This window comes from Reyranella sp., assembly GCF_965249915.1.
Lineage (GTDB): Bacteria > Pseudomonadota > Alphaproteobacteria > Reyranellales > Reyranellaceae > Reyranella.
The window spans coordinates 801,172-824,834 of the sequence record NZ_OZ252257.1 but is presented as its reverse complement, the minus strand read 5'-3'; the positions used below and the strand labels follow the sequence as shown (position 1 = coordinate 824,834).

Annotated in this window: 26 protein-coding genes; 11 read left to right on the top strand and 15 right to left on the bottom strand. The window is 66.5% G+C overall.

Features of this window, described 5'->3' with window-relative positions; translation table 11 throughout:
* Positions 1 to 38: 38 nt before the first annotated feature.
* From ACP15H_RS04030 to ACP15H_RS04020, 3 genes are read left to right on the top strand one after another with little or no spacing between them, the layout of a single operon-like run.
* Positions 39 to 1,013, top strand: coding sequence for a Bug family tripartite tricarboxylate transporter substrate binding protein (locus ACP15H_RS04030; protein ID WP_425064934.1), 975 nt, complete (start codon positions 39 to 41; stop codon positions 1,011 to 1,013).
* Positions 1,014 to 1,023: 10 nt separating this feature from the next.
* A complete protein-coding gene (locus ACP15H_RS04025; protein ID WP_425064933.1) occupies positions 1,024 to 2,172 on the top strand; it encodes a mandelate racemase/muconate lactonizing enzyme family protein in 1,149 nt (382 codons plus the stop codon).
* Between the two features lie 13 nt (positions 2,173 to 2,185).
* The gene (locus tag ACP15H_RS04020) at positions 2,186 to 3,817 is read left to right on the top strand and encodes a long-chain-fatty-acid--CoA ligase (RefSeq protein ID WP_425064932.1); all 1,632 of its coding nucleotides are present in this window, start codon (positions 2,186 to 2,188) and stop codon (positions 3,815 to 3,817) included.
* Here the strand turns inward: ACP15H_RS04020 and ACP15H_RS04015 are convergent.
* From ACP15H_RS04015 to ACP15H_RS04000, 4 genes are read right to left on the bottom strand one after another with little or no spacing between them, the layout of a single operon-like run.
* Positions 3,796 to 4,482, bottom strand: a complete 687-nt coding sequence (locus ACP15H_RS04015) for a cation transporter (protein WP_425064931.1) — start codon at positions 4,480 to 4,482, stop codon at positions 3,796 to 3,798. The two genes, ACP15H_RS04020 and ACP15H_RS04015, sit on opposite strands and share 22 nt — an antisense overlap.
* A 1-nt stretch (position 4,483) precedes the next feature.
* Positions 4,484 to 4,792, bottom strand: coding sequence for an ArsR/SmtB family transcription factor (locus ACP15H_RS04010; protein WP_298314864.1), 309 nt, complete (start codon positions 4,790 to 4,792; stop codon positions 4,484 to 4,486).
* 57 nt (positions 4,793 to 4,849) lie between these two features.
* Positions 4,850 to 5,725: a DMT family transporter gene (locus ACP15H_RS04005; protein ID WP_425064930.1), complete on the bottom strand. Its 876-nt coding sequence runs from the start codon at positions 5,723 to 5,725 to the stop codon at positions 4,850 to 4,852.
* Positions 5,706 to 6,110: a RidA family protein gene (locus tag ACP15H_RS04000; protein WP_425064929.1), complete on the bottom strand. Its 405-nt coding sequence runs from the start codon at positions 6,108 to 6,110 to the stop codon at positions 5,706 to 5,708. The genes ACP15H_RS04005 and ACP15H_RS04000 overlap by 20 nt, the downstream gene beginning before the upstream one ends.
* 93 nt (positions 6,111 to 6,203) lie before the next feature.
* Here ACP15H_RS04000 and ACP15H_RS03995 point away from each other — a divergent pair, with 93 nt between their 5' ends.
* A complete protein-coding gene (locus tag ACP15H_RS03995; RefSeq protein WP_425064928.1) occupies positions 6,204 to 6,911 on the top strand; it encodes a helix-turn-helix transcriptional regulator in 708 nt (235 codons plus the stop codon).
* Between the two features lie 320 nt (positions 6,912 to 7,231).
* On the opposite strand, the gene ACP15H_RS03990 is transcribed toward ACP15H_RS03995, so the two are convergent.
* The 4 genes from ACP15H_RS03990 to ACP15H_RS03975 all read right to left on the bottom strand — a co-directional run bounded on the left by ACP15H_RS03990 (position 7,232) and on the right by ACP15H_RS03975 (position 9,492).
* Positions 7,232 to 7,924, bottom strand: a complete 693-nt coding sequence (locus ACP15H_RS03990; protein WP_425064927.1) for an IS110 family transposase — start codon at positions 7,922 to 7,924, stop codon at positions 7,232 to 7,234.
* Positions 7,925 to 7,946: 22 nt separating this feature from the next.
* Positions 7,947 to 8,279 carry an IS110 family transposase gene (locus ACP15H_RS03985; protein ID WP_425064926.1) on the bottom strand — a complete coding sequence of 111 codons (333 nt, stop codon included), beginning with the start codon at positions 8,277 to 8,279 and terminating at the stop codon, positions 7,947 to 7,949.
* A gap of 122 nt (positions 8,280 to 8,401) precedes the next feature.
* Positions 8,402 to 8,932, bottom strand: coding sequence for a chromate transporter (locus ACP15H_RS03980; RefSeq protein WP_425064925.1), 531 nt, complete (start codon positions 8,930 to 8,932; stop codon positions 8,402 to 8,404).
* The gene (locus ACP15H_RS03975) at positions 8,929 to 9,492 is read right to left on the bottom strand and encodes a chromate transporter (protein ID WP_425064924.1); all 564 of its coding nucleotides are present in this window, start codon (positions 9,490 to 9,492) and stop codon (positions 8,929 to 8,931) included. Before ACP15H_RS03975 ends, ACP15H_RS03980 begins: the two co-directional genes overlap by 4 nt.
* Before the next feature lie 72 nt (positions 9,493 to 9,564).
* Between ACP15H_RS03975 and ACP15H_RS03970 the strand changes: the two genes are divergently transcribed.
* The gene (locus ACP15H_RS03970) at positions 9,565 to 10,455 is read left to right on the top strand and encodes a TauD/TfdA dioxygenase family protein (RefSeq protein ID WP_425064923.1); all 891 of its coding nucleotides are present in this window, start codon (positions 9,565 to 9,567) and stop codon (positions 10,453 to 10,455) included.
* 2 nt (positions 10,456 to 10,457) lie between these two features.
* Positions 10,458 to 11,195: an MBL fold metallo-hydrolase gene (locus ACP15H_RS03965; RefSeq protein WP_425064922.1), complete on the top strand. Its 738-nt coding sequence runs from the start codon at positions 10,458 to 10,460 to the stop codon at positions 11,193 to 11,195.
* Between the two features lie 27 nt (positions 11,196 to 11,222).
* Here ACP15H_RS03965 and ACP15H_RS03960 read toward each other — a convergent pair whose 3' ends face one another.
* Both ACP15H_RS03960 and ACP15H_RS03955 read right to left on the bottom strand, forming a co-directional pair.
* Entirely contained in the window at positions 11,223 to 11,789 is a 567-nt protein-coding gene (locus ACP15H_RS03960; RefSeq protein ID WP_425064921.1) for a dihydrofolate reductase family protein, read from the bottom strand.
* A 125-nt stretch (positions 11,790 to 11,914) separates the two neighbouring features.
* Positions 11,915 to 12,502: a fasciclin domain-containing protein gene (locus ACP15H_RS03955; RefSeq protein ID WP_425064920.1), complete on the bottom strand. Its 588-nt coding sequence runs from the start codon at positions 12,500 to 12,502 to the stop codon at positions 11,915 to 11,917.
* A 201-nt stretch (positions 12,503 to 12,703) separates the two neighbouring features.
* On the opposite strand from ACP15H_RS03955, the gene ACP15H_RS03950 reads away from it, so the two are divergent.
* A complete protein-coding gene (locus ACP15H_RS03950) occupies positions 12,704 to 13,792 on the top strand; it encodes a mandelate racemase/muconate lactonizing enzyme family protein (protein WP_425064919.1) in 1,089 nt (362 codons plus the stop codon).
* 45 nt (positions 13,793 to 13,837) lie between these two features.
* Positions 13,838 to 15,223, top strand: a complete 1,386-nt coding sequence (locus ACP15H_RS03945) for an amidase (protein WP_425064918.1) — start codon at positions 13,838 to 13,840, stop codon at positions 15,221 to 15,223.
* A 54-nt stretch (positions 15,224 to 15,277) separates the two neighbouring features.
* Here ACP15H_RS03945 and ACP15H_RS03940 read toward each other — a convergent pair whose 3' ends face one another.
* Entirely contained in the window at positions 15,278 to 16,282 is a 1,005-nt protein-coding gene (locus ACP15H_RS03940) for a Bug family tripartite tricarboxylate transporter substrate binding protein (protein WP_425064917.1), read from the bottom strand.
* A 180-nt stretch (positions 16,283 to 16,462) separates the two neighbouring features.
* Between ACP15H_RS03940 and ACP15H_RS03935 the strand changes: the two genes are divergently transcribed.
* The 3 genes from ACP15H_RS03935 to ACP15H_RS03925 all read left to right on the top strand — a co-directional run bounded on the left by ACP15H_RS03935 (position 16,463) and on the right by ACP15H_RS03925 (position 20,433).
* A complete protein-coding gene (locus ACP15H_RS03935; protein WP_425064916.1) occupies positions 16,463 to 18,556 on the top strand; it encodes a 3-hydroxyacyl-CoA dehydrogenase NAD-binding domain-containing protein in 2,094 nt (697 codons plus the stop codon).
* Between the two features lie 138 nt (positions 18,557 to 18,694).
* A complete protein-coding gene (locus ACP15H_RS03930; RefSeq protein ID WP_425064915.1) occupies positions 18,695 to 19,885 on the top strand; it encodes an acetyl-CoA C-acyltransferase in 1,191 nt (396 codons plus the stop codon).
* Between the two features lie 86 nt (positions 19,886 to 19,971).
* The gene (locus tag ACP15H_RS03925; protein WP_425064914.1) at positions 19,972 to 20,433 is read left to right on the top strand and encodes a hypothetical protein; all 462 of its coding nucleotides are present in this window, start codon (positions 19,972 to 19,974) and stop codon (positions 20,431 to 20,433) included.
* A 21-nt stretch (positions 20,434 to 20,454) separates the two neighbouring features.
* Here ACP15H_RS03925 and ACP15H_RS03920 read toward each other — a convergent pair whose 3' ends face one another.
* Genes ACP15H_RS03920 through ACP15H_RS03905 form a run of 4 tightly spaced genes read right to left on the bottom strand, consistent with a single transcriptional unit; the run spans position 20,455 to position 23,661 of the window.
* The gene (locus ACP15H_RS03920) at positions 20,455 to 21,573 is read right to left on the bottom strand and encodes an alanine racemase (RefSeq protein ID WP_425064913.1); all 1,119 of its coding nucleotides are present in this window, start codon (positions 21,571 to 21,573) and stop codon (positions 20,455 to 20,457) included.
* 21 nt (positions 21,574 to 21,594) lie between these two features.
* Positions 21,595 to 22,389: an amino acid ABC transporter ATP-binding protein gene (locus tag ACP15H_RS03915; protein ID WP_425064912.1), complete on the bottom strand. Its 795-nt coding sequence runs from the start codon at positions 22,387 to 22,389 to the stop codon at positions 21,595 to 21,597.
* Complete coding sequence (locus ACP15H_RS03910; protein ID WP_425064911.1) at positions 22,382 to 23,014, bottom strand: amino acid ABC transporter permease; 633 nt, start codon at positions 23,012 to 23,014, stop codon at positions 22,382 to 22,384. The genes ACP15H_RS03915 and ACP15H_RS03910 overlap by 8 nt, the downstream gene beginning before the upstream one ends.
* Positions 23,011 to 23,661, bottom strand: coding sequence for an amino acid ABC transporter permease (locus ACP15H_RS03905; RefSeq protein ID WP_425064910.1), 651 nt, complete (start codon positions 23,659 to 23,661; stop codon positions 23,011 to 23,013). Before ACP15H_RS03905 ends, ACP15H_RS03910 begins: the two co-directional genes overlap by 4 nt.
* Positions 23,662 to 23,663: the final 2 nt, after the last annotated feature.

Genomic DNA, 23,663 nt, shown 5'->3' with positions numbered 1-23,663 from the left:
CCCGCGCCACCGGCAGAAAGCCGGGGCTCGGGAGGAACATGCGACACATCTGGATCGGCCGCCTGATCGCCGCCGGACTCGCGCTTTCGGCGGCGTTGGCCGCAAACGCGCAGTCCTTCCCGCAGCAGCCCGTCACGATGATCGTGCCCTTCCCGCCCGGCGGCGGCACCGACACGGGCTCGCGTCTTCTCGCGCAGAAGCTTTCGGAGAAATGGGGCCAGCAGGTCATCGTCGACAACAAGCCGGGCGCTGCGGGCATCGTGGGCCTCGAGATCGCCTCCAAGGCAAAGCCCGACGGCTACACGATCGTCATGGGCAATATCGGCACGCAATCGATCAACCCGTCGCTCTACAAGAAGCTGCCCTATAACGCCGATACCGCCTTCACGCCGATCACGCTGGTGGCCGAACTGCCGCTGGTCCTGGTCGTCAATCCCTCGACGGCGGCAAAGAGCACGGCGGAGCTGATCGCGGCCGCCAAGGCCAAGCCGGGAGACTTCACCTACTCGACCTCCGGCAACGGCAGCTCGATGCACCTCGCCGCCGCGCTGTTCGAGAACCAGGCCGGACTCAAGCTGACGCACGTGCCCTACAAAGGCGGCGGGCCGGCGATCCAGGACCTGATCGGCGGCCATGTCACCATGTCGTTCGCGACGGTTCTGGAAACCAGCGGCCAGATCAAATCGGGCAAGCTGAAAGCCATCGCCGTCACCAGCGACAAGCGCTCGCCCGCGTTGCCCGACGTGCCGACCGCCGCCGAGACCGGCCTGCCCGGCTACAACTCGATCTCGTGGATCGGCCTGCTGGCGCCCGGCGGCACGCCGCAACCGGTGGTCGATAAGATCGCGGCCGACGTGAAGGCTGTCCTCGCCGAGCCGGCGACGCGCCAGCAGTTCATCGACCAGGGCGCGCTTCCCGTCGGCAGCACGCCGGCCGAGTTCAAGGCGCTGATCGACACCGACCGCGCCCGCTACGGCAAGATCATCGTCGAGAAGGACATCAAGCTCGAATGAATACCCGCACATGAGCGCGGCGACCCTCGCCCGCGTCGAAGCCCACGTCTTCCGCACCCCCATCGCGGAGCCCGTCCGCACCTCCTTCGGCACCATGACCGAACGCGCCGCCGTGTTCGTGAGGGTCGAGGATTCCGACGGCGCGCGAGGCTGGGGCGAGATCTGGTGCAACTTTCCCAACGCCGCCGCCGAACATCGTGCGCTGCTGTTCGCCGACATCGTGGCGCCGCGCGCGTTCGGCAGATCGCTCGACGATCCAGTCGGCCTGTGGGGCGAGATCGACCGGGCGCTGCATGTGCTGAGAGTCCAAAGCGGCGATGCCGGCGCGCTCTCCGCCGCGGCAGCCGGCCTCGACCTGGCGATCCACGACCTGCGCGCTCGCAAGCGCGGCCTGCCGCTGTGGCGGGCGCTCGGCGGCACCGATGATACGCCCGTCCCCGTCTATGCATCGGGCCTCAACCCCGGTCGCGCGGCCTACGACACGGTGGGCCGCATGCGCGCTGCCGGTTATCGCGCCTTCAAGATCAAGGTCGGATTCGGCGAGGAGGCCGACCTCGGCTCGCTGCGCCCTGTCGCTGCCGAGTTGCTGGAAGGCGAGCGGCTGATGGTCGACGCCAACCAGGGCTGGGACCTGCGCACTGCCTATGCGATGGCGCCCCGTCTCGCCGAGTTCGGGCTGGACTGGATCGAGGAGCCGCTGATGGCCGACCGGCCGCTGTCGGAATGGACGCAGGTCGCCGCCGTGGCGCCGACCCGGCTGGCCGGCGGCGAAAATGTGCGCGGCGCCGGGCCGTTCCAGGAGATGATCGACAGCGGTCTGTTCGGCGTGATCCAGCCCGATGCCGCCAAGTGGGGCGGCCATTCGGGCTGCCTGCCGGTCGCCCGCGCCGCCCTCGCGGCCGGCCGCACCTTCTGCCCGCATTTCCTGGGCGGCGGCATCGGCCTCCTCCACTCGCTGCACCTGCTGGCGGCGGCGCGCGGCCCCGGCCTGCTTGAAGTCGACGCCAACCCCAATCCTCTGCGCGAAGGCATCCTGCAGGATGTTTTTTCGGTCCGTGACGGCCGCGTCAGCCTTCCCGGCGGGCAAGGACTCGGTCTAGAACCGGACATCAAGCCGCTCCTGACACTAAGAAGCCTACATATCGAGCGGCGCGCGTAAGAGAGGAAACGCCATGCTGGGTTTGATGCAAGACCGTCCGCTGCTGATCTCGCAGATCATCGACTATGCAGCCGCCGCCTATCCCGAAGTCGAGATCGTGACGCGAACCGTCGAGGGGCCGATCCATCGATACGGCTACAAGGACGCGCACAAGCGCGCCAAGCAGCTCGCCGAAGCCCTGCAGGGGCTCGGCATCAAGCTGGGCGACCGGGTCGGCACCATCGCCTGGAACACCTACCGCCATTTCGAACTCTATTTCGGCATTTCCGGCATCGGCGCGGTCCTGCACACGCTGAACCCGCGCCTGGCGCCCGAGCATGTGGCCTATATCGCCAACCATGCCGAGGACCAGATCCTCTTCGTCGACCTGAATCTTATGCCGATCGTCGAGGGCGTCTGGGACCAGCTCAAGACCGTGAAGCATGTCGTCGTCATGACCGACCGCGCCCACATGCCAACCTCGGCGAAGATCCCGAACCTCCTCTGTTATGAGGAGCTGATCGCCGACAAGCCGGGCACGCTCACCTGGCCGGAGTTCGACGAGAAGACCGCCTCCTCGCTCTGCTACACGTCAGGCACCACGGGCAATCCGAAGGGCGTGCTCTACTCGCACCGATCAACGATGATCCATTCGATGATGATGTGCTCGGGCCCGGTGCTTGCGCTCGATCCCGACACCACCATTCTTCCCGTGGTGCCGATGTTCCACGCCAATGCCTGGGGCCTCGTCTATGCCGGCCCCTTCTGCGGCACCAAGCTGGTGTTCCCGGGCTTCAAGCTCGACGGCGCGAGCATCTACGAGCTGCTGGACAAGGAGCAGGTGACCCTGTCGGCCGGCGTGCCGACCGTGTGGCTGGCCCTGCTCGACTACTGCCAGCAGAACAAGCTCAAGATGTCGTCGGTGAAGCGCACCCTGATCGGCGGCTCGGCCGTTCCCTACGCCATGATCGAGCGCTTCTGGAAGGAGCATGAAGTAGAGGTCGCGCAGGGCTGGGGCATGACCGAGATGAGCCCGCTCGGCACCCTTACCCGCTTCAACAGGGGCGAGCGGTACCTGCCCGACGCCGAGCGCTTCGCCATCACCGCCAAGCAGGGCCGCCCGGTGTTCGGCTGCGAGATGAAGATCATCGACGATGCCGGCAACGACCTGCCGCTGGATGGCAGCGTCTCGGGCAACATGGTCGTGCGCGGTCCGTGGATCGTGAAGGGCTACATGAAGGGCGACGGCAAGAGCCAGTTCCTCGAGAACGACTGGTTCCACACCGGCGACGTCTGCAAGATCGAGAGCGACGGCTCGGTGGTCATCACCGACCGCTCGAAGGACGTGATCAAGTCGGGCGGTGAGTGGATCAGCTCGATCGACCTCGAGAATGCCGCCATGGGCTGCCCCGGCGTGGCCGAGGCCGCGGTGATCGGGGTCGCTCATCCCAAGTGGGACGAGCGCCCTCTCCTCATCGTCGTCCGCCGTCCGGACGCGTCGCTCGAGAAGGGCGACGTCCTCAAGTTCCTCGACGGCAAGATCGCCAAATGGTGGATGCCCGACGACGTGCAGTTCATCGAGGCGATCCCGCACGGCGCCACCGGCAAGATCCTGAAGACGGCGCTGCGCAAGCAGTTCGAGGACTACAAGCTCCCGACTGCGTGAGCCTTGGTTTCGGGTGGGGTCTCCCGGGACTGACGCAGCTCTGCAATCGCATGGCGCGTCACCTGGAAGGCGCCGACCAGGGCGAGGCCGGACATGATCGCGGCGACGACATAGTCCGGCCAGCCGCTCCCCGAGCCGAACACGCCCGCGGCAGCGGCCAGCACGGCCACGTTGCCGATCGCGTCGTTGCGCGTGCAGATCCACACCGAGCGCATGTTGCTGTCGCCCTCGCGCCAACGATAGAGCAGCAGCGCCACGCCGAAGTTGGCGGCCAGCGCCAGCGCACCGACCACGCCCATCACCGGCGCCGCCGGGACAGTGCCGGCCAGTGCGTGATTGATCGTGGTGATGGCGATCCACAGGCCGAAAGCGCCCATGCTGGCGGCCTTCAGCAGCGAGGCGCGGGCCCGCCACTGGATCGCCATGCCCAGCACGAACAGGCTAATGCCGTAATTGCCGGCGTCGCCCAGGAAGTCGAGCGAGTCGGCCAGCAGCGAGACCGACTGCGCGGCAACGCCCGCACTGATCTCGATCGCGAACATCGCGAGGTTCACCGCCAGCGCGATCCACAGGATGCGGCGGTAGGCGGGCGAGGAAGCTGCGGCGGCGCCGTGGTCGTGACTGTGCCCCGGACCGTGCGAATGAGAGTGGCAACTCGCGCTCATGTCAGTGCTCCGCGATGTGGTTGACCATGTCCTCGACCATGCGGCGAACATGGAGGTCGTCGGCCTCGTAGTAGACCTGCTTGCCCTGCCGGTCGGCCCGTACCAGACGCGCGCCCTTCAGCAGCCGCAGATGATGGCTGACCAGCGAAACCGAGAGGCCGAGCCGCTCGGCGATGTCCGACACCGCGAGCGGCGTGCGCAGGCAGGAAACCACGATCTTCAGCCGGGTCGGATCGCCCAGCAGCCGGAACAGGTCCGCCAGCGCCACGGCATGGTCGTCGGACAGGAGGGTTTTCTTTGCTTTGGACATTTGAATAACTGTTCAAATGTAAGAAGCGCCGACCCTGACGTCAACCCGCGCGAATCGTTACGTTATTTCCTTCTGTGGACGGCGAATCGCGATGTCGCAAACCACCGCCGCAACCACGATCGTGCCTCCCGCGATGGTCGTCCAGCCGGGCTGCTCGCCGAAGGCCAGCCAGACCCAGAGCGTGCCGAGCGGCGTCTGCAGCACGCCGATCACGGCGCCGCGTGTCGCCGACACCAGCGGCGTCCCCAGGGCCAGCAACAGCAGACCGAGCCCGAACTGGCTCATGCCGAACAGAGCGAGCAGCAGAAGCTCCTGCCCGCTCACCGACTGCGGCTGCGCGAAGGGCAGCACGATCGCCGCGCAGAGGAAGGCCGAGAGGCCGACGGCCGGCAGCATGCTGATACCGGGATTGCGCCGGATCAGCACCAGCACGACCGACATCAGTACGGCCATGCCGACGGCCAGCAGGTTTCCCGACAGACGTCCACCCGACCCGGCGGCGCCCATCATCACCGCGACGCCCACGACCGCGGCGACCGTGGCGGCGAGCGTCACCCGATCCTCGCGTTCACCGATCACCAGCCAGGCGATGCCGGCCGTCACGAACGGGATTGTCGCATCGATCACAAGGACGTCGGCCACCGTCGAGAGGCGCAACGCGTTCAGGAAGCACACGGTCGCCAGCGCCGAGCACAGCGCGATCGCGACGCCGTCGCGGCCGATGGCTCGGACCGCTCGCCCGACACGCCCCTGCACCCGCCACAGCAACATGCCTGTCAAGAACAGGCCGCCGAAGACGCCGCGCCAGAACAACATCGTCCAGGCGTCGAGGTCTATCAGCCGCGTATAGAAGCCGGCGCTCGAATAGGCGACGGCCGAGGCCGCAAGCAGCGCCGTGCCGACGAAAGCCTGCCTAGTTTGCGAGGGCGACACAGTCGATCTCGAGATCGAAGGGCCCGAACCAGCCTGCCGTGCACACGAAGACACGCGCGGGCTTGTGGTCTCCGAAATACTCGGCATAGACCGTGTTGATGGCGGCGAAGTAGGCCGGGTTCGAGCAGTAGACGTTGCACTTCACCACCCGGTCCAGCGCCGAGCCCGCCGCCTCCAGGCACGACTTCAGATGATCGAGCACCCGCCGCGCCTGGGCGTCGATCGGCAGGATGTCATAGCCGCCGGTCTCGGGATTGACCGGCGGCAGGCCGGAGACATAGACCCAGTCGCCGGCCCTCACGACCGGCGACGTCGGCACCGTGTTGCGTCGGGCGAACTCGGACAGCGCCGGCACATGCGGCATCGACATTTCAATTCTGGGCATCGGTCTCTCCTCTGTTGGGCGATGCGGACACCATAGGGAGGGCCTACTGACAGCGTTGTGTCAGTAGTAAAAGAGGCCCATAAAAAGAGCCCGATGCGCCGCTCCGACCGCCTGTTCGACATCATCCAGCACTTGCGGACAGCCACAGGCCCGGTCACCGCTGCGACGCTGGCGGCCGAACTCGAAGTGACGCCACGCACCATCTATCGCGACATCGCGACCCTGCAGGCCCGCCGCGTCCCGATCGATGGCGCCGCCGGGATCGGCTACGTGCTGCGCAAGAGCTTCAACCTGCCGCCGCTCATGTTCACGGAAGACGAGGTCGAAGCCATTGCCATCGGTGCACGCCTCGTCCGCCGCCTGCGCGATCCCAAGCTGCAGGAAGCGGCCGACAGCGTCTTCTCCAAGGTGACGGTGGTGCTCCCCGAGGCGCTACGCCGCCAGCTCACCTCGACGCCCTTCTACGTCTCGCCCGGTGACACGGTCGAACCGCGTGGCGTCGACCTCGCGGACGTGCGCGCGGCGATCCGCGACAGCCGCAAGCTCCACATCGCCTACGCCGACGAGAAGGGCCGGCGCACCAACCGCACCATCTGGCCGATCGCAATGGCCTATTATGTCGACGTCACGCTGGTCGGCGCCTGGTGCGAACTGCGCAGCGGCTACCGCAACTTCCGCGTCGAGCGCATCCAGTCGTCGACCGTTCTCGACGAGCATTTCGACCAGCACAATGGCCGCCTCTTCCGTGAATGGTCGGAGCTGCCGAAGGCAAAGCCTGCCCTGTCATCGCGGGCGGAGTAGTCTCCGCCCTGGCGCGCAGCGAAAGGTCTCCCGCCTGCCACGGAGTCCGCTGATCGTTCCGTCAGGTCCTTCGCTGCGCTTCTGTGATTGCGGTCAAGAGGAAGATCGTCGAACGGGCCACGCTTGCGGCTACAAGCTTCTGTACGCGGTCTGTGCCAGCAAGATGGTAAGTGCGTGGAAGGGTCCGAGCTCAGGAGCGTGATGACCGGTGAAGGTCTCAACAGAGCGCAGCACGGGTTGGGCCCTCCAGCGCGGGCCGCTCGCGCAGCCCATTCGACCGGTGACCCTCTTTGGAGAGCCGCCGAAGGGTTGAACTCTGATCAGTGGATCTTGCTGGCCTCCATGCCGCGGTTCCAGTCGAAGGTTTCGCCGGAGCGCCAGAGCCTGTGCATCAGCACCGCCAGCTTGCGCGCCACCGCGACCCGGGTGCGGCGCTTGCCCAGACGTTCCTGTTGCGCAAGGCCCCAGCGGCGTAGCGGACAGTCGCGCTTCTGGCGCTCCAGTAGCGAGGTCGCCGCCTCGTAGAGATAGGCCCGAACGAGGCTGTCGCCCTGCTTGGTGATGGGCCCTCGGTGATCGGTCTTGCCGGTTTGCCAGCGCGATGGCGTCAGGCCGAGATAAGGGCCAACCTCCGCCGAGCGGCCAAAGCGTTCGGCATCGTCGAGGCTGGCGCGCAAGGCCAGCGCCGACAGCAGCCCGACGCCCGGCGCCGTCATCATCCGCCGACACGGCGCATCCTGGCGGACCAGGCGCCGGATCTCCTTGTCGAGAACCGACACCTGTTTGCCCAGAGCGTGGCAGGCCTCCAGCATCGCCGTCAGCGAAAGCCCCAGCACGCCACCGCGCGCCGTCACGGCCGCTTCCGCCGCCACCAACCACTTCTTGCCGGTCACCTGCCCCAACTCGACGCCGATTGCCCGAAGATGACCGCGCACGAACTGCCGCGCCTGCTGGACCTGGCGCTTCAGCTGCAGGCGCGCCCCCAGCAGCGCCCGCGCCTCCTGCGACCACACCGACCGAACATGCACCCGCGTGTTACAGACCCGTCGCAAGCGCCTCGCCGATCAAACGGGCGTCGCGTTCGTCGGTCTTGACCTTGCTGTAGGCTCCGAAGGCCCGCTGACGGCGCGCTTCCATCACCGTCACCTCGAAGCCGCGATGCTCAAGCTCGCGGGCCAGCCACGACGACTGCGCTCCCGCCTCCAGCCCGACCCGGACCACACCTTGCGAGGCCAGCCAGGTCCCGATCGACGACGGATCCGTCGCCGTCCGGTGACGACACACCGGCCTCATCGACGCCGCATCCCTCGTCACCAAACAAAGCGCGCTCTTCTTCACCCCAACGTCCAGACCGGCTACGCTCTCCATGGCTGCTCTCCTCTTAAAGTGGGCCCTTGGGGCACCTCGCCGTGACCCCGTATTAGTTCCCTCTTGGAGAGCAGCCGCTCAAGCCGCCCTTCGCCTGCAATCACACCACCTCTGGAGGACCGTCAGAAAACATGCAACGCCACCACGTTGACGATTGCGCCGCCGCCCAGGGCCCACAGGGGATTGCGGCGTGTCGCGTAGACGAAGACGGTGGCGGCGAGGCTGATCAGGACGGTGACGGTATCGCGATCCACGGTTCGCATCATCGAGAGGCCGGACGCCAGCATCATGCCGAGCGCCACCGGTATCAGCGCGTCGCGCAGCACTGCCACGGCGGGACGGTGCGACCAGCGCGTCAGGACCCGGCCGGCGAAATAGGCGAGCGCGCTCGACGGGATCAGGAGCGCGAGCGTCGCCACCAGCAGGCCCGACAGACCCGCGACCTGCCAGCCGATCAGGCTGACGAAGATGACGTTGGGACCCGGCGAGGCATTGGCGATCGCGAAGGCAGTTGCGAACGCCGCGTCCGTCATCCAGCCATGGATATCGACGACCTGGCGGTGGATCTCGGGCAGCAGCGCGTTCACGCCGCCGATCGAGACCAGCGAGAGCAGCGCGAAAGTCCGTGCCAGCTCGGCCAGCACGCCCGTCACTTGCGGCGCTCCCACCAGGTCGCGGCGATGGCGGTCGGCACCAGCACGAGCACCACGGGCACGAGCGGCCAGCGCAGCAGCCCGATCGCCGCGAAGCCCGCCGCGCCGATCGCATAGGAGAGCGGCGTCGGCCTTATGTTGCGGATCATCTTGAGCGCCGTGCCCAGAACGAGACCGGCCGACGCGGCCGCCGCCCCCATCAACGCCGCCCCGACCTCGGGGATACCGGCGACCTGCTCGTAGACGACGGCCAGCGCGGCCACGATGACAAGCGGCATCGCCATCTGCCCCAGCAGACAAAGGAGAACGCCGACGATCCCCTGGTTACGGTCGCCGATGATCACGGCGGCGTTGATCGTGTTCGGTCCTGGCAGCACCTGCCCGATGCCCAGGATCTCGGCGAACTCGCGGTCCGTGAGCCAGCGCCGCTCTTCGACGATGATATGGCGGGCCCATGGTGCGACACCGCCGAATCCCAGCAAGCCGATCTTGAGGAATCCGAAAAACAGTTCAGCCTTGCTTATGTTGCGGCGCGGCGTAGCCGAAGGGTCATGCTGCATTGCGAGCCAGACTAGCAAATTTCAGTCCACGCGCCTCGCCGACCGGTCCCAGGCGCGCTAGCCTCTTCCACCATGAGCAAAGCCATTCGCCCGATCGATCCGCAGAACCGCCCGTTCTTCGCCGGCGAGGTCTCAGGCATCGACCTCACCCATCGCCTCAGCGACGAAGAGGTGGCCTTTATCCACGATGGGATGAACCAGTACGGCGTGCTGGTGTTTCGCGAGCAGAAGTTCGACGACGAGAGCCAACTCGCTTTCAGCCGCCAGCTCGGTCCGCTTGAACAGGCGACGGGAGACATCATGCCGCCCGAGGAACGGCGCATGAGCATGGACCTCAACGACATCTCGAACCTCGACCGCAACGGCAACGTGCTGCCGCGCGACGATCGTCGCCGCCTGTTCAGCCTCGGCAACCAGCTCTGGCATTCCGACAGTTCGTTCAAGGAAGTGCCGGCGCTCTACTCGCTCCTGTCGGCACGAAAGATCCCCTTGGCCGGTGGCAACACCGAGTTCGCCGACATGCGTGCCGCCTACGACGCGCTCGACGAAGCGACCAAGCGCGAGGTCCACGACCTGATCTGCCTGCACAGCCAGATCTATTCGCGCGGCATGCTGGGCTTCGAGGATTTCACCGAAGCCGAACGCGCGAAATGGGCACCGGTTCGCCAGCGCCTGGTGCGCCGCCATCCCGGCTCCGGCCGCCTGTCGCTCTATCTCGCGAGCCATGCCGGCGGCATCGAGGGCTGGCCAATGCCCGAGGCGCGCGCCTTCCTGCGCGATCTCACCGAGCATGCCACGCAGCGTCCGTTCGTCTATGCCCATGTCTGGCGCCCGTTCGACCTGGTGATGTGGGACAACCGGGCCACCATGCATCGCGCCCGCCGCTTCGATTCGGGCGAGGTGCGAGACATGCGCCGCACCACACTCACCAACATCGTCTCCAGCCTGGAGCAGGCCCCCTGAGAATGCGTCTGCAGTTCCTGGGATCCGGCGATGCCTTCGGCAGCGGCGGACGGTTCAACACCTGTTTCCATGTCGAGCGTGCCAACCACGGCAACCTGCTGGTGGATTGCGGCGCCTCGTCCATGGTCGCCATCCGCAAATGGCAGGTCGAGCCGAATGCGATCTCCACCGTACTGGTGAGCCACCTGCACGGTGACCACTTCGCCGGCCTGCCCTTCTTCCTGCTCGATGCCCAGCTTGTCAGCCGCCGCACCGCCCCGCTCCTGCTGGCGGGACCTCCTGGTTTCCGCGACAGGCTGATGACCGTGATGGAGGCGATGTTCGCGGGCTCGACCCAGGTCCAGCGCAAGTTTGCGCTCGAGATCCGCGAGCTCGAACTCCACGACCGCGTGGAAGTGAACGGCCTCGCCGTCACGCCCTACCTGATGAAGCACTATAGCGGCGCACCTTCCTACGCACTCCGCATCGAGACGCAGGGCAAGGTGCTGACCTATTCGGGCGACACCGAATGGGTGGAGGAGCTGATCCCGGCCGCCCGCGACGCCGACCTCTTCATCTGCGAGGCATATTTCTTCGACAAGGTGATGAAGTACCACATCGACTATACGACTCTGGTCAATCACCTGCCCCGGATCGGCGCCCGGCGCACCATCGTCACCCACATGAGTGCCGAGCTTCTAGGCCGCGGTTCGGAGATCGCGCTCGAAGCGGCGCACGATGGGCTGGTGGTGGAGTTTTAGCCGCCGCTGCACTCAGGACGACAGGCGTTAGCCCTTGGGCACCCACTCTTCGAGCCGCGTGTTGGTCGCGGGGTCGAGCATGCGGGTGGCGCGCAGGACCATGCCGTGCCGGGCGAAGACTTCTTCCGGCGTGGCGTTCTTGCCAACGCCCGGAAAGACGGGCCGGCCATGGGGTACGCTGGCGTCGGTTCGGGTCAGGAAGAAGACGTCGTAGCCGATGTTGAGGAACAGGCCGAACACGTCGGTGCCGCCGACCACGGCCAGGGTTCCGTCCTCCAGATTGAGCCTCATCCACGCTTCCTCGAACGGCGCCGAGGCCGGATTCCAGAGGATGGCGTTGGCGTTGTCGGGATCGGGAACCACGCGCTCGACGCGGCGGGTGAGCACGATGCGCCGACGCGCCGCTTCCTTCGGTCCACCTTCCGCGGAGTGCCGGCCGTTGGCGACCGCGGCCGCCCGGTCGAGCGAATCCTGATAGAACTTCTGGTCGGCGGGAATCTTCAGCTTCTCGGGAAACGAACCGTCCGACGCCGCGATCATGCCTTCGCTGGAGATGATCGCGAAGCCCTCGATGCGTGGTCGCCTGGTGGTCATGGCCTGCCCCTGAAAACACCTGATCGGCCGGACAACGACCGTTCCGGCCAATGGATGCGGGACACCCTAGCGTAAATGGAAGCGGCGGGGAAAACCCCCGCCGCCCCTCACCGAAGCAGAGGACCTCAGCCCTTGGGCAGGAGGACCGTGTCGATCACGTGAATCACGCCGTTCGACTGCTTCACGTCGGCGATCGTCACCGTGGCGACGTTGCCGTTCTCATCGGTGAGCGTGATCTTGTCGCCCATCATCTTCGCCTGCAGGACGCAGCCGCCCACCGTCTTGACGGGATGCGTGCCCTTGTCGTCCGCGATCATCTTGGCGATCGCCGGCGACATCGCATTGGCCGCAACGACATGGCAGGTCAGAATCTTCGTGAGCTTGGCCTTGTTCTCGGGCTTGACCAGCATCTCGACCGTGCCCGGCGGCAGTTTCGCGAAGGCAGCGTTGGTCGGCGCGAACACGGTGAACGGGCCGGTACCCTGCAGCGTCTCGACGAGGCCGGCAGCCTTCACAGCGGCCACGAGCGTCGTATGGTCCTTCGAATTGGCCGCATTCTCGACGATGTTCTTGTTTGCATACATCGGTGCGCCGCCGACCATGGGATTTGCCGGGGTGGACGACGCTGCGGGCGCCGTGGTCTGGGCAAAGGCCGGCGCGACGGCAACCAGGGACAGGGCGGCGGCTGCGATAAGCGTGTGACGCTTGAGCATGATTCTCTCCAGTTGGATTGGGTTCTTCGAGCAGTAAGGCCGACGCCGGCGCGCTCGCCGTCGGCCCGACAGGGCGACATCTCTTGCAGCCTTGTCGTTGTGTGGTACGCCCCTATCCCAAAGCCGGTTCATCGCGCGCCTCACACACTATCGTGACGGAACCGATGTCGACGGAGATGATCCAACGGGAGTGAGACAGGCATGCGCGTCACCGATCTCAGGACAATCCTCGTCGAGGTGCCGCTCGACCGGCCAACCCGCAACTCGAGCGGCGTGAGCAACGACCGCATTGGCGCCGTATTGATCTTCGTCGACACCGACATCGGCGTCACCGGCGAGAGTTTCCTGTTCACCCTGGGCGGACGGCGCATCGCGGTGCTGCAGGCGATGGTCGACAGCCTGAAGCCCGCCCTAATCGGCGAAGACATCCGCTACGCCGAGCGCTTCTGGGAACGGATGTGGCGCGAGCTCTACTTCCTCGGCCACAAGGGCGTGACGATCTTTGGACTCGCCGGCGTCGACACCGCGCTGTGGGACGCCAAGGGCAAGGCGCTCGGCCAGTCGGTCGCCCATCTGCTGGGCGCGGCGCGCGATCGCATTCCGGTTTATTCCAGCGCCGGCCTGTGGCTGTCGGCCACTCCCGACGAGCTGGCCAAGGAAGCCGCCGGCTACGTCGCCGAGGGGTTTCGCGGCGTGAAGATGCGGGTCGGCAAGGCGCATGTGGAAGAAGACGTCGAGCGGGTCGCTGCCGTGCGCAAGGCGATCGGCCCGCGCGTGTCGCTGATGTGCGACGCCAGCCGCGGCTTCACGGCCGACCACGCGATCCGGCTCGGCCGCAAGCTGGAAGATTTCGACCTCACCTGGTTCGAAGAGCCGGTGGCGCCCTACGATCATCGCGGCTCGGCCCGGGTCGCTGCGGCGCTCGACACGCCGATCGCCAGCGGTGAGACCGAGGCGACGCGCTACGGCTTCCGCGAGATGCTGGCGCACGGCGCCGCCGATATCTGGATGGCCGATCTCGCCCGCGTCGGCGGCGTCAGCGAGTTCATCAAGGTGGCGCATCTCGCAGCGGCGCACGACATCGCCATCTCCAACCACCTCTTTACGCAGCAGAGCATCGGCCTGCTCGGCGCCTTCGCCAACGCCACCTGGCTGGAATACATGCCGTGGACCTCGAAGCTCTATCGCGAGGCGATCGCGGTCGAGGACGGCCATATCGCCGTGCCCGACCGTCCCGGCCTCGGCTTCACCTTCGATCCCGATGCGATCGAGCGCTATCGGGTCCGCTGACGCGTCGTGATAGGGTCTCTCCCTTCCATAGGGGACCGACCGACGATGACCGCGTACAGTGATTTCAAGCCGCTTACCTTCCACGACGCCACGAAGCGCTTTGCCGAGGGCAGCGACACGCCGCGTGCCTATCTCGAGCGCTGCCTCGAGACGGTGGCGGCGCGCGAGCCTGTGGTGAAGGCTTTCACAGCCATCAACGAGGCCGGCGCCCGCGAAGCCGCCGATGCCAGCACCGCGCGCTGGAAGGTTGGCAAGCCGCTCTCGTCGATCGACGGCATGCCGCTCGCCATCAAGGATCTGCTCGAGACCAAGGACATGCCGACCCAGATGGGCTGCGAGGCCTTCAAGGGCAACTTTCCCAAGCGCGACAATGCCGCTGTCTGGGCGCTGCGCCACGCCGGGGCGGTGATCCTGGCCAAGGCGGTGACTGCCGAGCTGGGCGGCTCGCATCCCGGCGCCACGACCAACCCGTTCGATGCGACGCGCACGCCGGGCGGCTCCTCCTCCGGGTCAGCCGCCGCCGTGGGTGCCAACATGGTGCCCGCCGCCATCGGCACGCAGGTCGGCGGTTCGATCATCCGCCCCGCCGCCTATTGCGGAAACTTCGCACTGAAGCCGACGCAGGGCGGCATCAATCGTGGCGAGCGCCAGGCCACCAGCCAGAGCACGCACGGTCCGCATGCCAACTCCCTGCAGGACATGTGGCAGGTCGCCATCGAAATCGCGCGGCGCGCCGGCGGCGATCGCGGCGAGGTCGGCCTGATGGGACCTTCTACCCTGCCCGCCGGCGTGAAGCCCAACCGCCTCGTCGTGCTGGAGACCGAGGGCTGGGTGGAGGTCGACGACGCGACCAAGGCCGCCTTCGACGGCGTGCTGAAGCAGCTCCGCGATGCCGGCGTCGAGCTGATCTTCCGCAAGGACCATCCCTGGGTCGAGGCGCTGGAGAAGTCGATCGCCAACGGCCGTGCCATCTGCGGCGGCGTGACGGGCTGGGAGAATCGCTGGGGCCAGCGCGGCATCGTCGACAACAATCCCGCCGGCGTCAGCGAACGCACGAAGGCGGGGCTCGCCAAGGCCGAGGCGATGACGCTCGACGACTATCGCATGGCCCTGCTGGCCCGCGAGACCGCCCAGCGCCTGCACGCCACCCTGGCACCACTCGCCGACGCGGCGATCACGCTCGCCTGCCCCGGCCCCGCACCGGTCTGGTCGGGCGACGTGCCGGGCCAGCCCCTGGCGCCGCGTCCGACCGGCGACTTCGTGTTCAACGCGCCCAGCTCGATGCTGTTCGCGCCGGTCGTCACCGTGCCGCTGATGAGCGTCGGCGGCATGCCGGTCGGCCTGCAGCTGATGGGCCAGCGACACGAGGACGCCCGCATGACCGGCCTCGCGCGCTGGTTCGACGAGACCCTGACGCGGGTCTCCGCCTGAGGGCCGTCATTCTCACCTCCCCCGTGTGACGGGGGAGGTGAGTTTCGAAGATCGTCAGACCGGCTGGATGCCCAGCGCGACGATGCGCGGGATGAGGGTCTTCTTCAGGCGCTCATAATCCGCCATGACTTCCTCGTGGGGCATCGGCTTCTCCACGAGGGCGAAGCTGTCCATCATCTTCTTGCCGGGATCCGAATCGGCTGCAGCGACCCACAGGTCGGACATCCGCTTCACGATGTCCTTCGGCGTTGCCGCGGGCGCGGCGAGCGCCAGCCAACCCGACACAGTCAGGGCGTCGTTGTCGAAACCCTGCTCCTGCGAGGTCGGCACGTCGGGAAACGCGCGCGCACGCACCTTCGACGGCGCGACAATTCCGCGGACATCGCCCTTCACGATCAGCGCGTTCATCGCCTGCGGGCTGCCCATCGCGGCCTGCAACTGGCCCGCGCCCATGTCCTGCCACATCGGCGCCTCGCCCTTGTAGGTCACGATCTCGATCTCGAGCCCGTACTTCTCGTTCAGCGTCTGGGCAAAGATGTGCGCCGAGGAGCCGAGCGCCCACGAGCCGAAGTTCACCTTGTTGGTCTTGGCGTATGCGATGAAAGACTTCAGATCCTTGACCTCGGCCGGCAGCGACTTGTGGACGACGACCGGCAGCACGCCCGAGGACGTGCCCGAGACGACGGTGAGGTCCTTGTCCGGATCGAAGCCCAGCGTCTTGAACATCACCCGGTTCTGGATGAGCGTACTCGAGACCGAGTGCAGGAACGTGTAGCCGTCGGCCGGCGCGCGGGCGACCAGCGCCGCGCCGATGTTGCCGCTGGCGCCGGGCTTGTTGTCGACGATGACCTGCTGCCCCGTCGCCTGGCTGACCGACTGGCCGAAGGCGCGGGCGATGCCGTCGGTAAGGCCGCCCGCGGGAAAGTTCACGACGATGGTGATCGGCTTGTTGGGCCAAGCGGCACCTTGTGCACGCACGATCGACGGCGCGCCGACGATCAGGCTGGCGCCGGCACTGGCCCGCAGCAGGCCGCGACGGGTGGTCGTTGCTTTGGTCATTTTTTCATAGCCTCCCTGTTTCGTTTTTAGGGGGCGATGCATAGCGTCTGACTTTGTCAGGAACTAGGCTGTGTAACTGCACCTATCTCCGCAAGGCGAAACGCAAGGCCGCTGGGCGGGGCAGCCAGAGCTTGCTAAGACCACCCGTCCGTTACGGGTCTCACTCAGGGAAGAACGTCCATGTCCGACGCTGTCATACGCTCCACAGAGGGGCGCATCGGAATCCTCACCATCAACAATCCGCCAGTGAATGCACTGGCCGCGGCGGTGCGCGCCGGCATCAAGGACGGCGTCGAGGCGTTCGGCCGGGATTCGAATGTCGATGCCATCGTGCTGATCGGCGGCGGCCGCACCTTCATCGCCGGTGCCGACATCCGCGAATTCGGCAAGCCGCCGTCGGGCCCGAACCTGAACGACGTCATCGCGACCATGGAGAACTCGCCCAAGCTGATCGTGGCCGCGCTGCACGGCACGCCGCTGGGCGGCGGCCTCGAGACGGCGCTGGGCGCGCACTATCGCGTCTCTCTGCCGACCACGCGCATGGGCCTGCCGGAAGTGCATCTCGGCCTTCTGCCGGGCGCCGGCGGCACCCAGCGCCTGCCGCGCCTCACCGGCGCCAAGTACGCGCTCGACGCCATCCTGTCGGGCCGTCACATCCCGGCCGCCGAGGCCAAGAGCAAGGGCATCGTCGATGCCATCGTCGAGGGCGACCTCTTGAAGGGCGCGATCGCCCACACCGAGATGCTGCTGGCGCAGAAGGCGCCGCTGCGCCGCGTCCGCGACCTCACCGTAACGCTCGAGTCGCCCGAGCTGTTCACCGAGACCGAGAAGTCGATCGCCCGCAAGGCGCGCGGCTTCAAGGCGCCGTGGAACATCATCAAGTGCGTTCAGGCCGCCGTCGAGCTGCCGTTCGACGAGGGCATGAAGCGCGAGCGCGAGCTGTTCACCGAACTGCTGACCTCGCAGGAATCGGCCGCCCAGCGCTATTACTTCTTCGCCGAGCGCGAGGCCGCCAAGGTCAAGGACGTGCCGGCCGACACGCCGCAGCGTGAGATCAAGAGCGGCGGCATCATCGGCGCCGGCACGATGGGCGGCGGCATCGCCATGAACTTCGCCAACGCGGGCGTTCCGGTCACGATGCTCGAGACCAGCCAGGAAGCACTCGACCGAGGCCTCAAGACGATCCGGACCAACTACGAGAACACGGCCAAGCGCGGCGGCATGAAGGCCGAGGACGTCGAGAAGCGCATGGCGCTAATCACGCCGACGCTCGACTACAACGCCCTCAAGGATGCCGACGTCATCATCGAGGCGGTGTTCGAGACGATGGAAGTCAAGGAAGCCGTCTTCAAGAAGCTCGACGAGGTCGCCAAGCCGGGCGCCATCCTGGCCACCAACACCTCCGGCCTCGACGTCAACCAGATCGCCTCCTACACCAAGCGGCCCGGCGACGTGATCGGCATGCACTTCTTCTCGCCGGCCAACGTCATGAAGCTGCTGGAGAATGTGCGCGGCAAGGCGACCGAGAAGGACGTCATCGCCACGGTCATGTCGTTCTCCAAGAAGATCGGCAAGATCCCGGTCCTGGTCGGCGTCTGCGAGGGCTTCGTCGGCAATCGCATGCTGCGCATGCGCGGCGTGCAGTCGGCCTACATGATGGAGGAAGGCGCCCTTCCCCAGCAGATCGACAAGGTGATCTACGACTACGGCTTCCCGATGGGCCCCTTCGCCATGAGCGACCTCGCCGGCAACGACGTGGGCTGGCGCATCCGCCAGGGCAAGAAGGAGAAGGAAAAGCGCAACGTGCGCTACACCGGCTACGTCGCCGACGCGATCTGCGAGCTGGGCCGCTTCGGCCAGAAGACCGGCGCGGGCTACTACAAGTACAATCTGCCCGACCGCACGCCGATCCCCGATCCCGAGGTCGAGAAGATCATCGAGGAGACCTCGAAGAAGCTCGGAATCACGCGCCGTGCCATCTCCGACCAGGAGATCCTGGAGCGCGCGCTCTACCCGATGGTGAACGAGGGCGCCAAGATCCTCGAGGAAGGCATGGCCCAGCGCTCGCTCGACATCGACGTGATCTGGGTCAACGGCTACGGCTGGCCGGTCTATCGCGGCGGCCCGATGTGGTGGGCCGACAACGTCGTCGGCCTCAAGACCATCCACGACGCGCTGGTGAAGTACCGCGACCTCTCCGGCGACCCGTTCTGGGAGCCGGCTCCGCTGCTCAAGAAGCTGGTGCAGGAAGGCAAGAAGTTCTCTAGCGTCTGAGTTTAAGCACGCTGTCATTCCGAGCGCAGCGAGGGACCTTTCCGGAACAGTAAAGGTCCCTCGGCCTTCGGCCTCGGGATGACAATTATCGGAAGTCAGTGCCGTGCCATCCGGGCGGCAATCGAGGAGGAAAGAAAAATGGCTGATGCAGTAATCGTCTCCACCGCCCGCACGCCGATCGGCAAGGCATTCCGCGGCATCTTCAACGACACGCACGGCGCCGACCTGGGCGCGCACGTGATCAAGCACGCCGCCGAGCGCGCCAAGGTCGACCTGGCCGAAGTCGAGGACGTGATCCTGGGCTGCGCCGCGCCGGAAGGCACCACGGGCTCCAACGTCGCGCGCGTCTCGGCGATCCGCGCCGGCGCGCCGGTCAGTGTCTCGGGCGTGACCGTCAACCGCTTCTGCTCGTCGGGCCTGCAGACCATCTCGATGGCCGCCCAGCGCGTGCTGGTCGACAAGGTGCCGGTGATGATCGCCGGCGGCCTCGAGTCGGTGTCGCTGGTCCAGGGTCCCCCGGGCGGCAACAAGAACCGCCTGGTGAACCCGTGGGTGCAGGAGCACGTGCCGGGCATCTACCACGCCATGATCACGACGGCCGACACGGTCGCCGCCCGCTACGGCATCAGCCGCGAGGCGCAGGACGAATACTCGCTGCAGAGCCAGCTTCGTACGGCGGCGGGCCAGCAAGCCGGCAAGTTCGACGACGAGATCGTGCCGATGGAGACCACGATGCTGGTCATCGACAAGAACACCAACGAGACTACCCGCAAGACGGTGAAGCTCACCAAGGACGAGGGCAACCGTCCCGAGACGACCCTCGAGGGCCTGGCCAAGCTGCAGCCGGTCGCCGGTCCCGACAAGTGGATCACCGCCGGCAACGCCAGCCAGCTCTCGGACGGCGCCTCGGCCGCGGTCATCATGAGCGATGCCGAAGCCGCCAAGCGCGGTCTGAAGCCGCTCGGCATCTACAAGGGCCTGGTCGTGGCCGGCTGCGAGCCCGACGAAATGGGTATCGGCCCGGTCTACGCGATCCCGAAGCTGCTGAAGCGGTTCGGCCTCAAGATGGACGACATCGACCTGTGGGAGCTGAACGAGGCCTTCGCGGTGCAGGTGCTCTACTGCCGCGACAAGCTCGGCATCCCCAACGAGAAGCTGAACGTCAATGGCGGCTCGATCTCGATCGGCCATCCGTTCGGCATGACCGGCGCGCGCTGCACTGGCCACGCCCTGATCGAGGGCCGTCGCCGCAAGGCCAAGAACGTCGTCGTGACCATGTGCATCGGCGGCGGCATGGGCGCCGCCGGCCTGTTCGAGGTCGTGCAGTAAGCGGTTAGGCCCTGCGCCATCCGTTCCTGATCAACGAGCCCGGCGGTGATGTCGATATCGAGATCACCGCCGACGGCTTGTGCTTCGTGAACGAGGGCGGCCGATCGGCCACCCTGCCCTTCAGCCGGATCCGTGAGGTCCGGCTTTTTTGCGAGACGACGGGGCAAACGGGTCTTTTCTCGCGCGGTGATGTCTTCACCGTCTTCTTCTGCGAACTGAGGATGGCCGATCGCCAAAGCATCATATTGTCGAGCAACATGGCAGGCCGGTATCTCTATCGCGATTTCGTACGGATATTGCACCAGCGTCTCGTACCAGGCCGGCGCCGCATCAAGTTTCGCGGCGGGTGGAACTGGCGACGTTTCATCGGTTGGTGCTTGTGGGAAGGTTGCCAGTCAGAGTTTTCGTTCGGATCTTTCTTCGTACCGCTGTTCCCTCTCTTCTCGGAAGACCGCCTTGCCTTCCGGCAGAATCGTCCGCGGCGATACAGGCCTGACAGGCTTCCCGATTTTCTTCTGCCTGACGTCGGGACGATCAGCCCGCCGTAACGCCGCAGAGCGCCGGCCGACCTACCGCAAGTAGTGGCGCCGCACGGACTTGCCGATGGCGCCGTACAGGTCGGAAACGCCGACCTTCCATTGCCCCGCCAGCTCATCGAGGCCGATCTCGTCGGCGCCCTGGCGTCCGAGAAAAACGACCTCGTCTCCCAACCTGGCTTCGGGCACGTCGGTCAGGTCGACACGCAGCATTTCCGAATGCGTCGGGCCCAGCAGGCGCACGCGCTTGCCGTGCAGCAACGCCGTGGCATTTTCGGGGATCTTGCGCGGATAACCGTCGGACCAGCCATAGGGGACAAGCCCGATCTTCATGCCGGGCCGGCGCGGCAGGAACGGCGCGGGCATGACGTCGCCGATATCGTCGAGCGACTTCACCATCACGAGATGGCTGCGCAGGCCCACCAGCGCATGGCGCCAGACGCGCTCGCGTCCGGCCGCCGCGGGAAAGCTCTGCCCGATCGCGAGGCGTCCCGGATCGACGGCATTCAGGTCGGCGTCGGGATGGCTGAGGATAATGGCCGAGCTGGAGACCATGCGGACGGGAACGTCGATGCCGGCGGCTTCGATACGCTTCAGCGCGTCGATGCAGGAATTGACCTGCGCGTCGGTATAGACGGGATCGACCGGGCCATAGGACGCCATGGGGTGGCCGTAGGCGCCGGCCAGTTCGAGCGTCTTGCTGTCGGCAATAGCCCGCGCCACGGCCGGCGCGTGATGGGGAAAGGCACCGGCGCGGAACCCGCCGCCGTCGAGCTTCAGGAATACCTTCAGCGACTTGGCGTGGGACGACCATGCCGCCACGTCCTCGAGCGTCGAGAGCGTGGGCATAAAATTGTGCTCCTCCAGCGCCGGCGCGGTATCCGGCAGGCAGGTCGGATAGAGCAGGATCGGCAGGCGCACGCCCGCCTGACGCGCGGCCATCGCACGATCGAGGTTGCCGAAGGCTGCGCCGGCGGCGCCGGCTTGTTCGGCCGTGCGGGCCACCTCGATGTCGCCGCAGCCGCTGGCGTCGCCCTTGACGCAGACGAACACTCCGACCTCGGGACCGACCATGTCGCCCAGCGTGGCGAGATTGTGCCTGATGGCCGAGAGGTCGATCTCGCACCAGGTGGGGCGTTGGGCGTGCATCATGGGTTTCCTGCAGAGGGTTGGCTAAATGCGATGGGCCGCCTGGTAGCGGCCGAGGAAGGAGCGCAGGCGGTCGGTCTTCGGAGCGCCGAACAGTTCGGCAGGCGTCGCGAGTTCGACGATCTCGCCTGCCGCCATGAAGGCCACACGGCTCGAAACCTCGCGGGCGAATTGCATCTCGTGGGTGACGATCATCATGGTCATGCCGTCGGCGGCGAGCGATTGCACGACGTCCAGCACCTCGCCGACCAGTTCCGGGTCGAGCGCCGAGGTGACCTCGTCGAGCAGGATGAGGTGCGGCTCCATCGCCAGGGTGCGCGCGATGGCGACACGCTGCTGCTGACCGCCCGAGAGTGCAGCCGGATACTGTGCCGCCTTTTCAGAAAGTCCGACGCGCTCGAGCAGCGCCATCGCCTTCTCACGCGCCTGCCTGAGCGGCAGGCCGCGCACCTTCACCGGTGCTGCCGTCAGATTGTCGAGCACGGTGAGATGCGGAAAGAGATTGTAGCTCTGGAACACCATGCCGACGCGCGCGCGCATCGCGGCCACCTCGCGGTCGGGCCGCGCCTTGCGACTGCCATCGGCGCCGATGCGAATCCCGACGGTTTCGCCGTCGATGCTGATCGCGCCGCTGTCGTAGGTCTCGAGAAAGTTGACGCAGCGCAGAAGCGTGGTCTTGCCGCAGCCGCTCGGCCCGATCAGCGTCACGACCTCGCCCTTACCGACGGTGAGCGACACCTCCTTCAGCACCCGGTTGGCGCCGAACGACTTGCCGACCCGGTCGATGACGACGAGCGGCGTTGGAAGAGGCTCAGGCATGCGAACGGCGCTCCACGTAGCTCGCCAGCCGCGCCAGCGGGAAACAGATCAGGTAGTAGCCGGCGGCGACCCCGAGATAGGCCGGCATGAGTTCGCCCGTGCGCTCGCCGATCTCGCGGCCGGTTGAGAACAGTTCCCATCCGCCGATGGCGCTGATCAGGGACGTGTTCTTTACGACAGAAAGCGAGGTGTTGAGAAACGGCGCCACGCAGAGCCGCCGTGCCTGCGGCAGGATGACGATGCTGAAATTCTGCAGGCTCCGGAAGCCGACGCTGCGGCCCGCGTCCCACTGTGTCCGCGGCACAGCCATGATGGCGCCGCGGAACACCTCGCCCATGTAGGCGGCAAAATAGAAACCCATCACCACGATGGCCGCGGCATAGACAGGCAGCGTGATGCCAAGATAGGGCAGGCTGAAGTAGCAGCCGATCAGAAGCACCAGCAGCGGAATGCCGCGCGTGATCAGCGCATATCCCGCCGCCAGAACGCGCAGCGGCGGCCAGGCGTAAAGCCGGGTCAGCGCCAGCCCCATGCCGAGCACCGAACTCAGCAGGATGACGGCTGCAGCCAGCATCACGGTCACGCCGGCGCCCCAAGCCATGTAGGTCAGCACGGTCATCTTCATGTGCGGACCGGGAAACGCCAGGCCAGCAATCTCATCACGGCCAGGATGATAGCTGCCATCGCCAGATAGAGCGCCGCCATCATGAAGAAGGTCTCGTAGGGCGCCGCGCTGCGATCGAGCAGCAGCTTGCCGGCCTGCGTCAGCTCGGCCACGGAAATCGTCGAGGCGATCGAGCTGTCCTTGAGGATCACCACGGCCTGGTTGCCGAGCACCGGCAGGACACGGCGCAGGGCCTGCGGCAGGACGATGTCGAAGAGCGCCCGACGCGGCATCATGCCGAGCGAGAGGGCAGCCTCCGTTTGCGTGCGCTTCACCGACTCGATCCCCGCACGGTAGATCTCGCCGGCATAGGCGCTGTTCTGCAGCACCAGCGCGATCACCCCGCAGGCGAACGCCTCCGGATAGAGGCCGATCTCGGGCAGGCCGAAGTACAGGATGAAGATCTGCGCCAGGACCGGCGTGTTTCGCATCACGTCGATGTAGGCGATCGTGACGGCACGCACCGCGGCAAACCGGCTGCGCCGGCCGGCGACGACGACGAGACCGCCGATCGCCGCGCCGACCAGCGCGAGGGCCGTCAGCGCCACGGTGATCTCCAGCCCCTCCAGCAGGGCCGGGAGAATGCGCAGGAGGAAGGCGGTGTCCATTG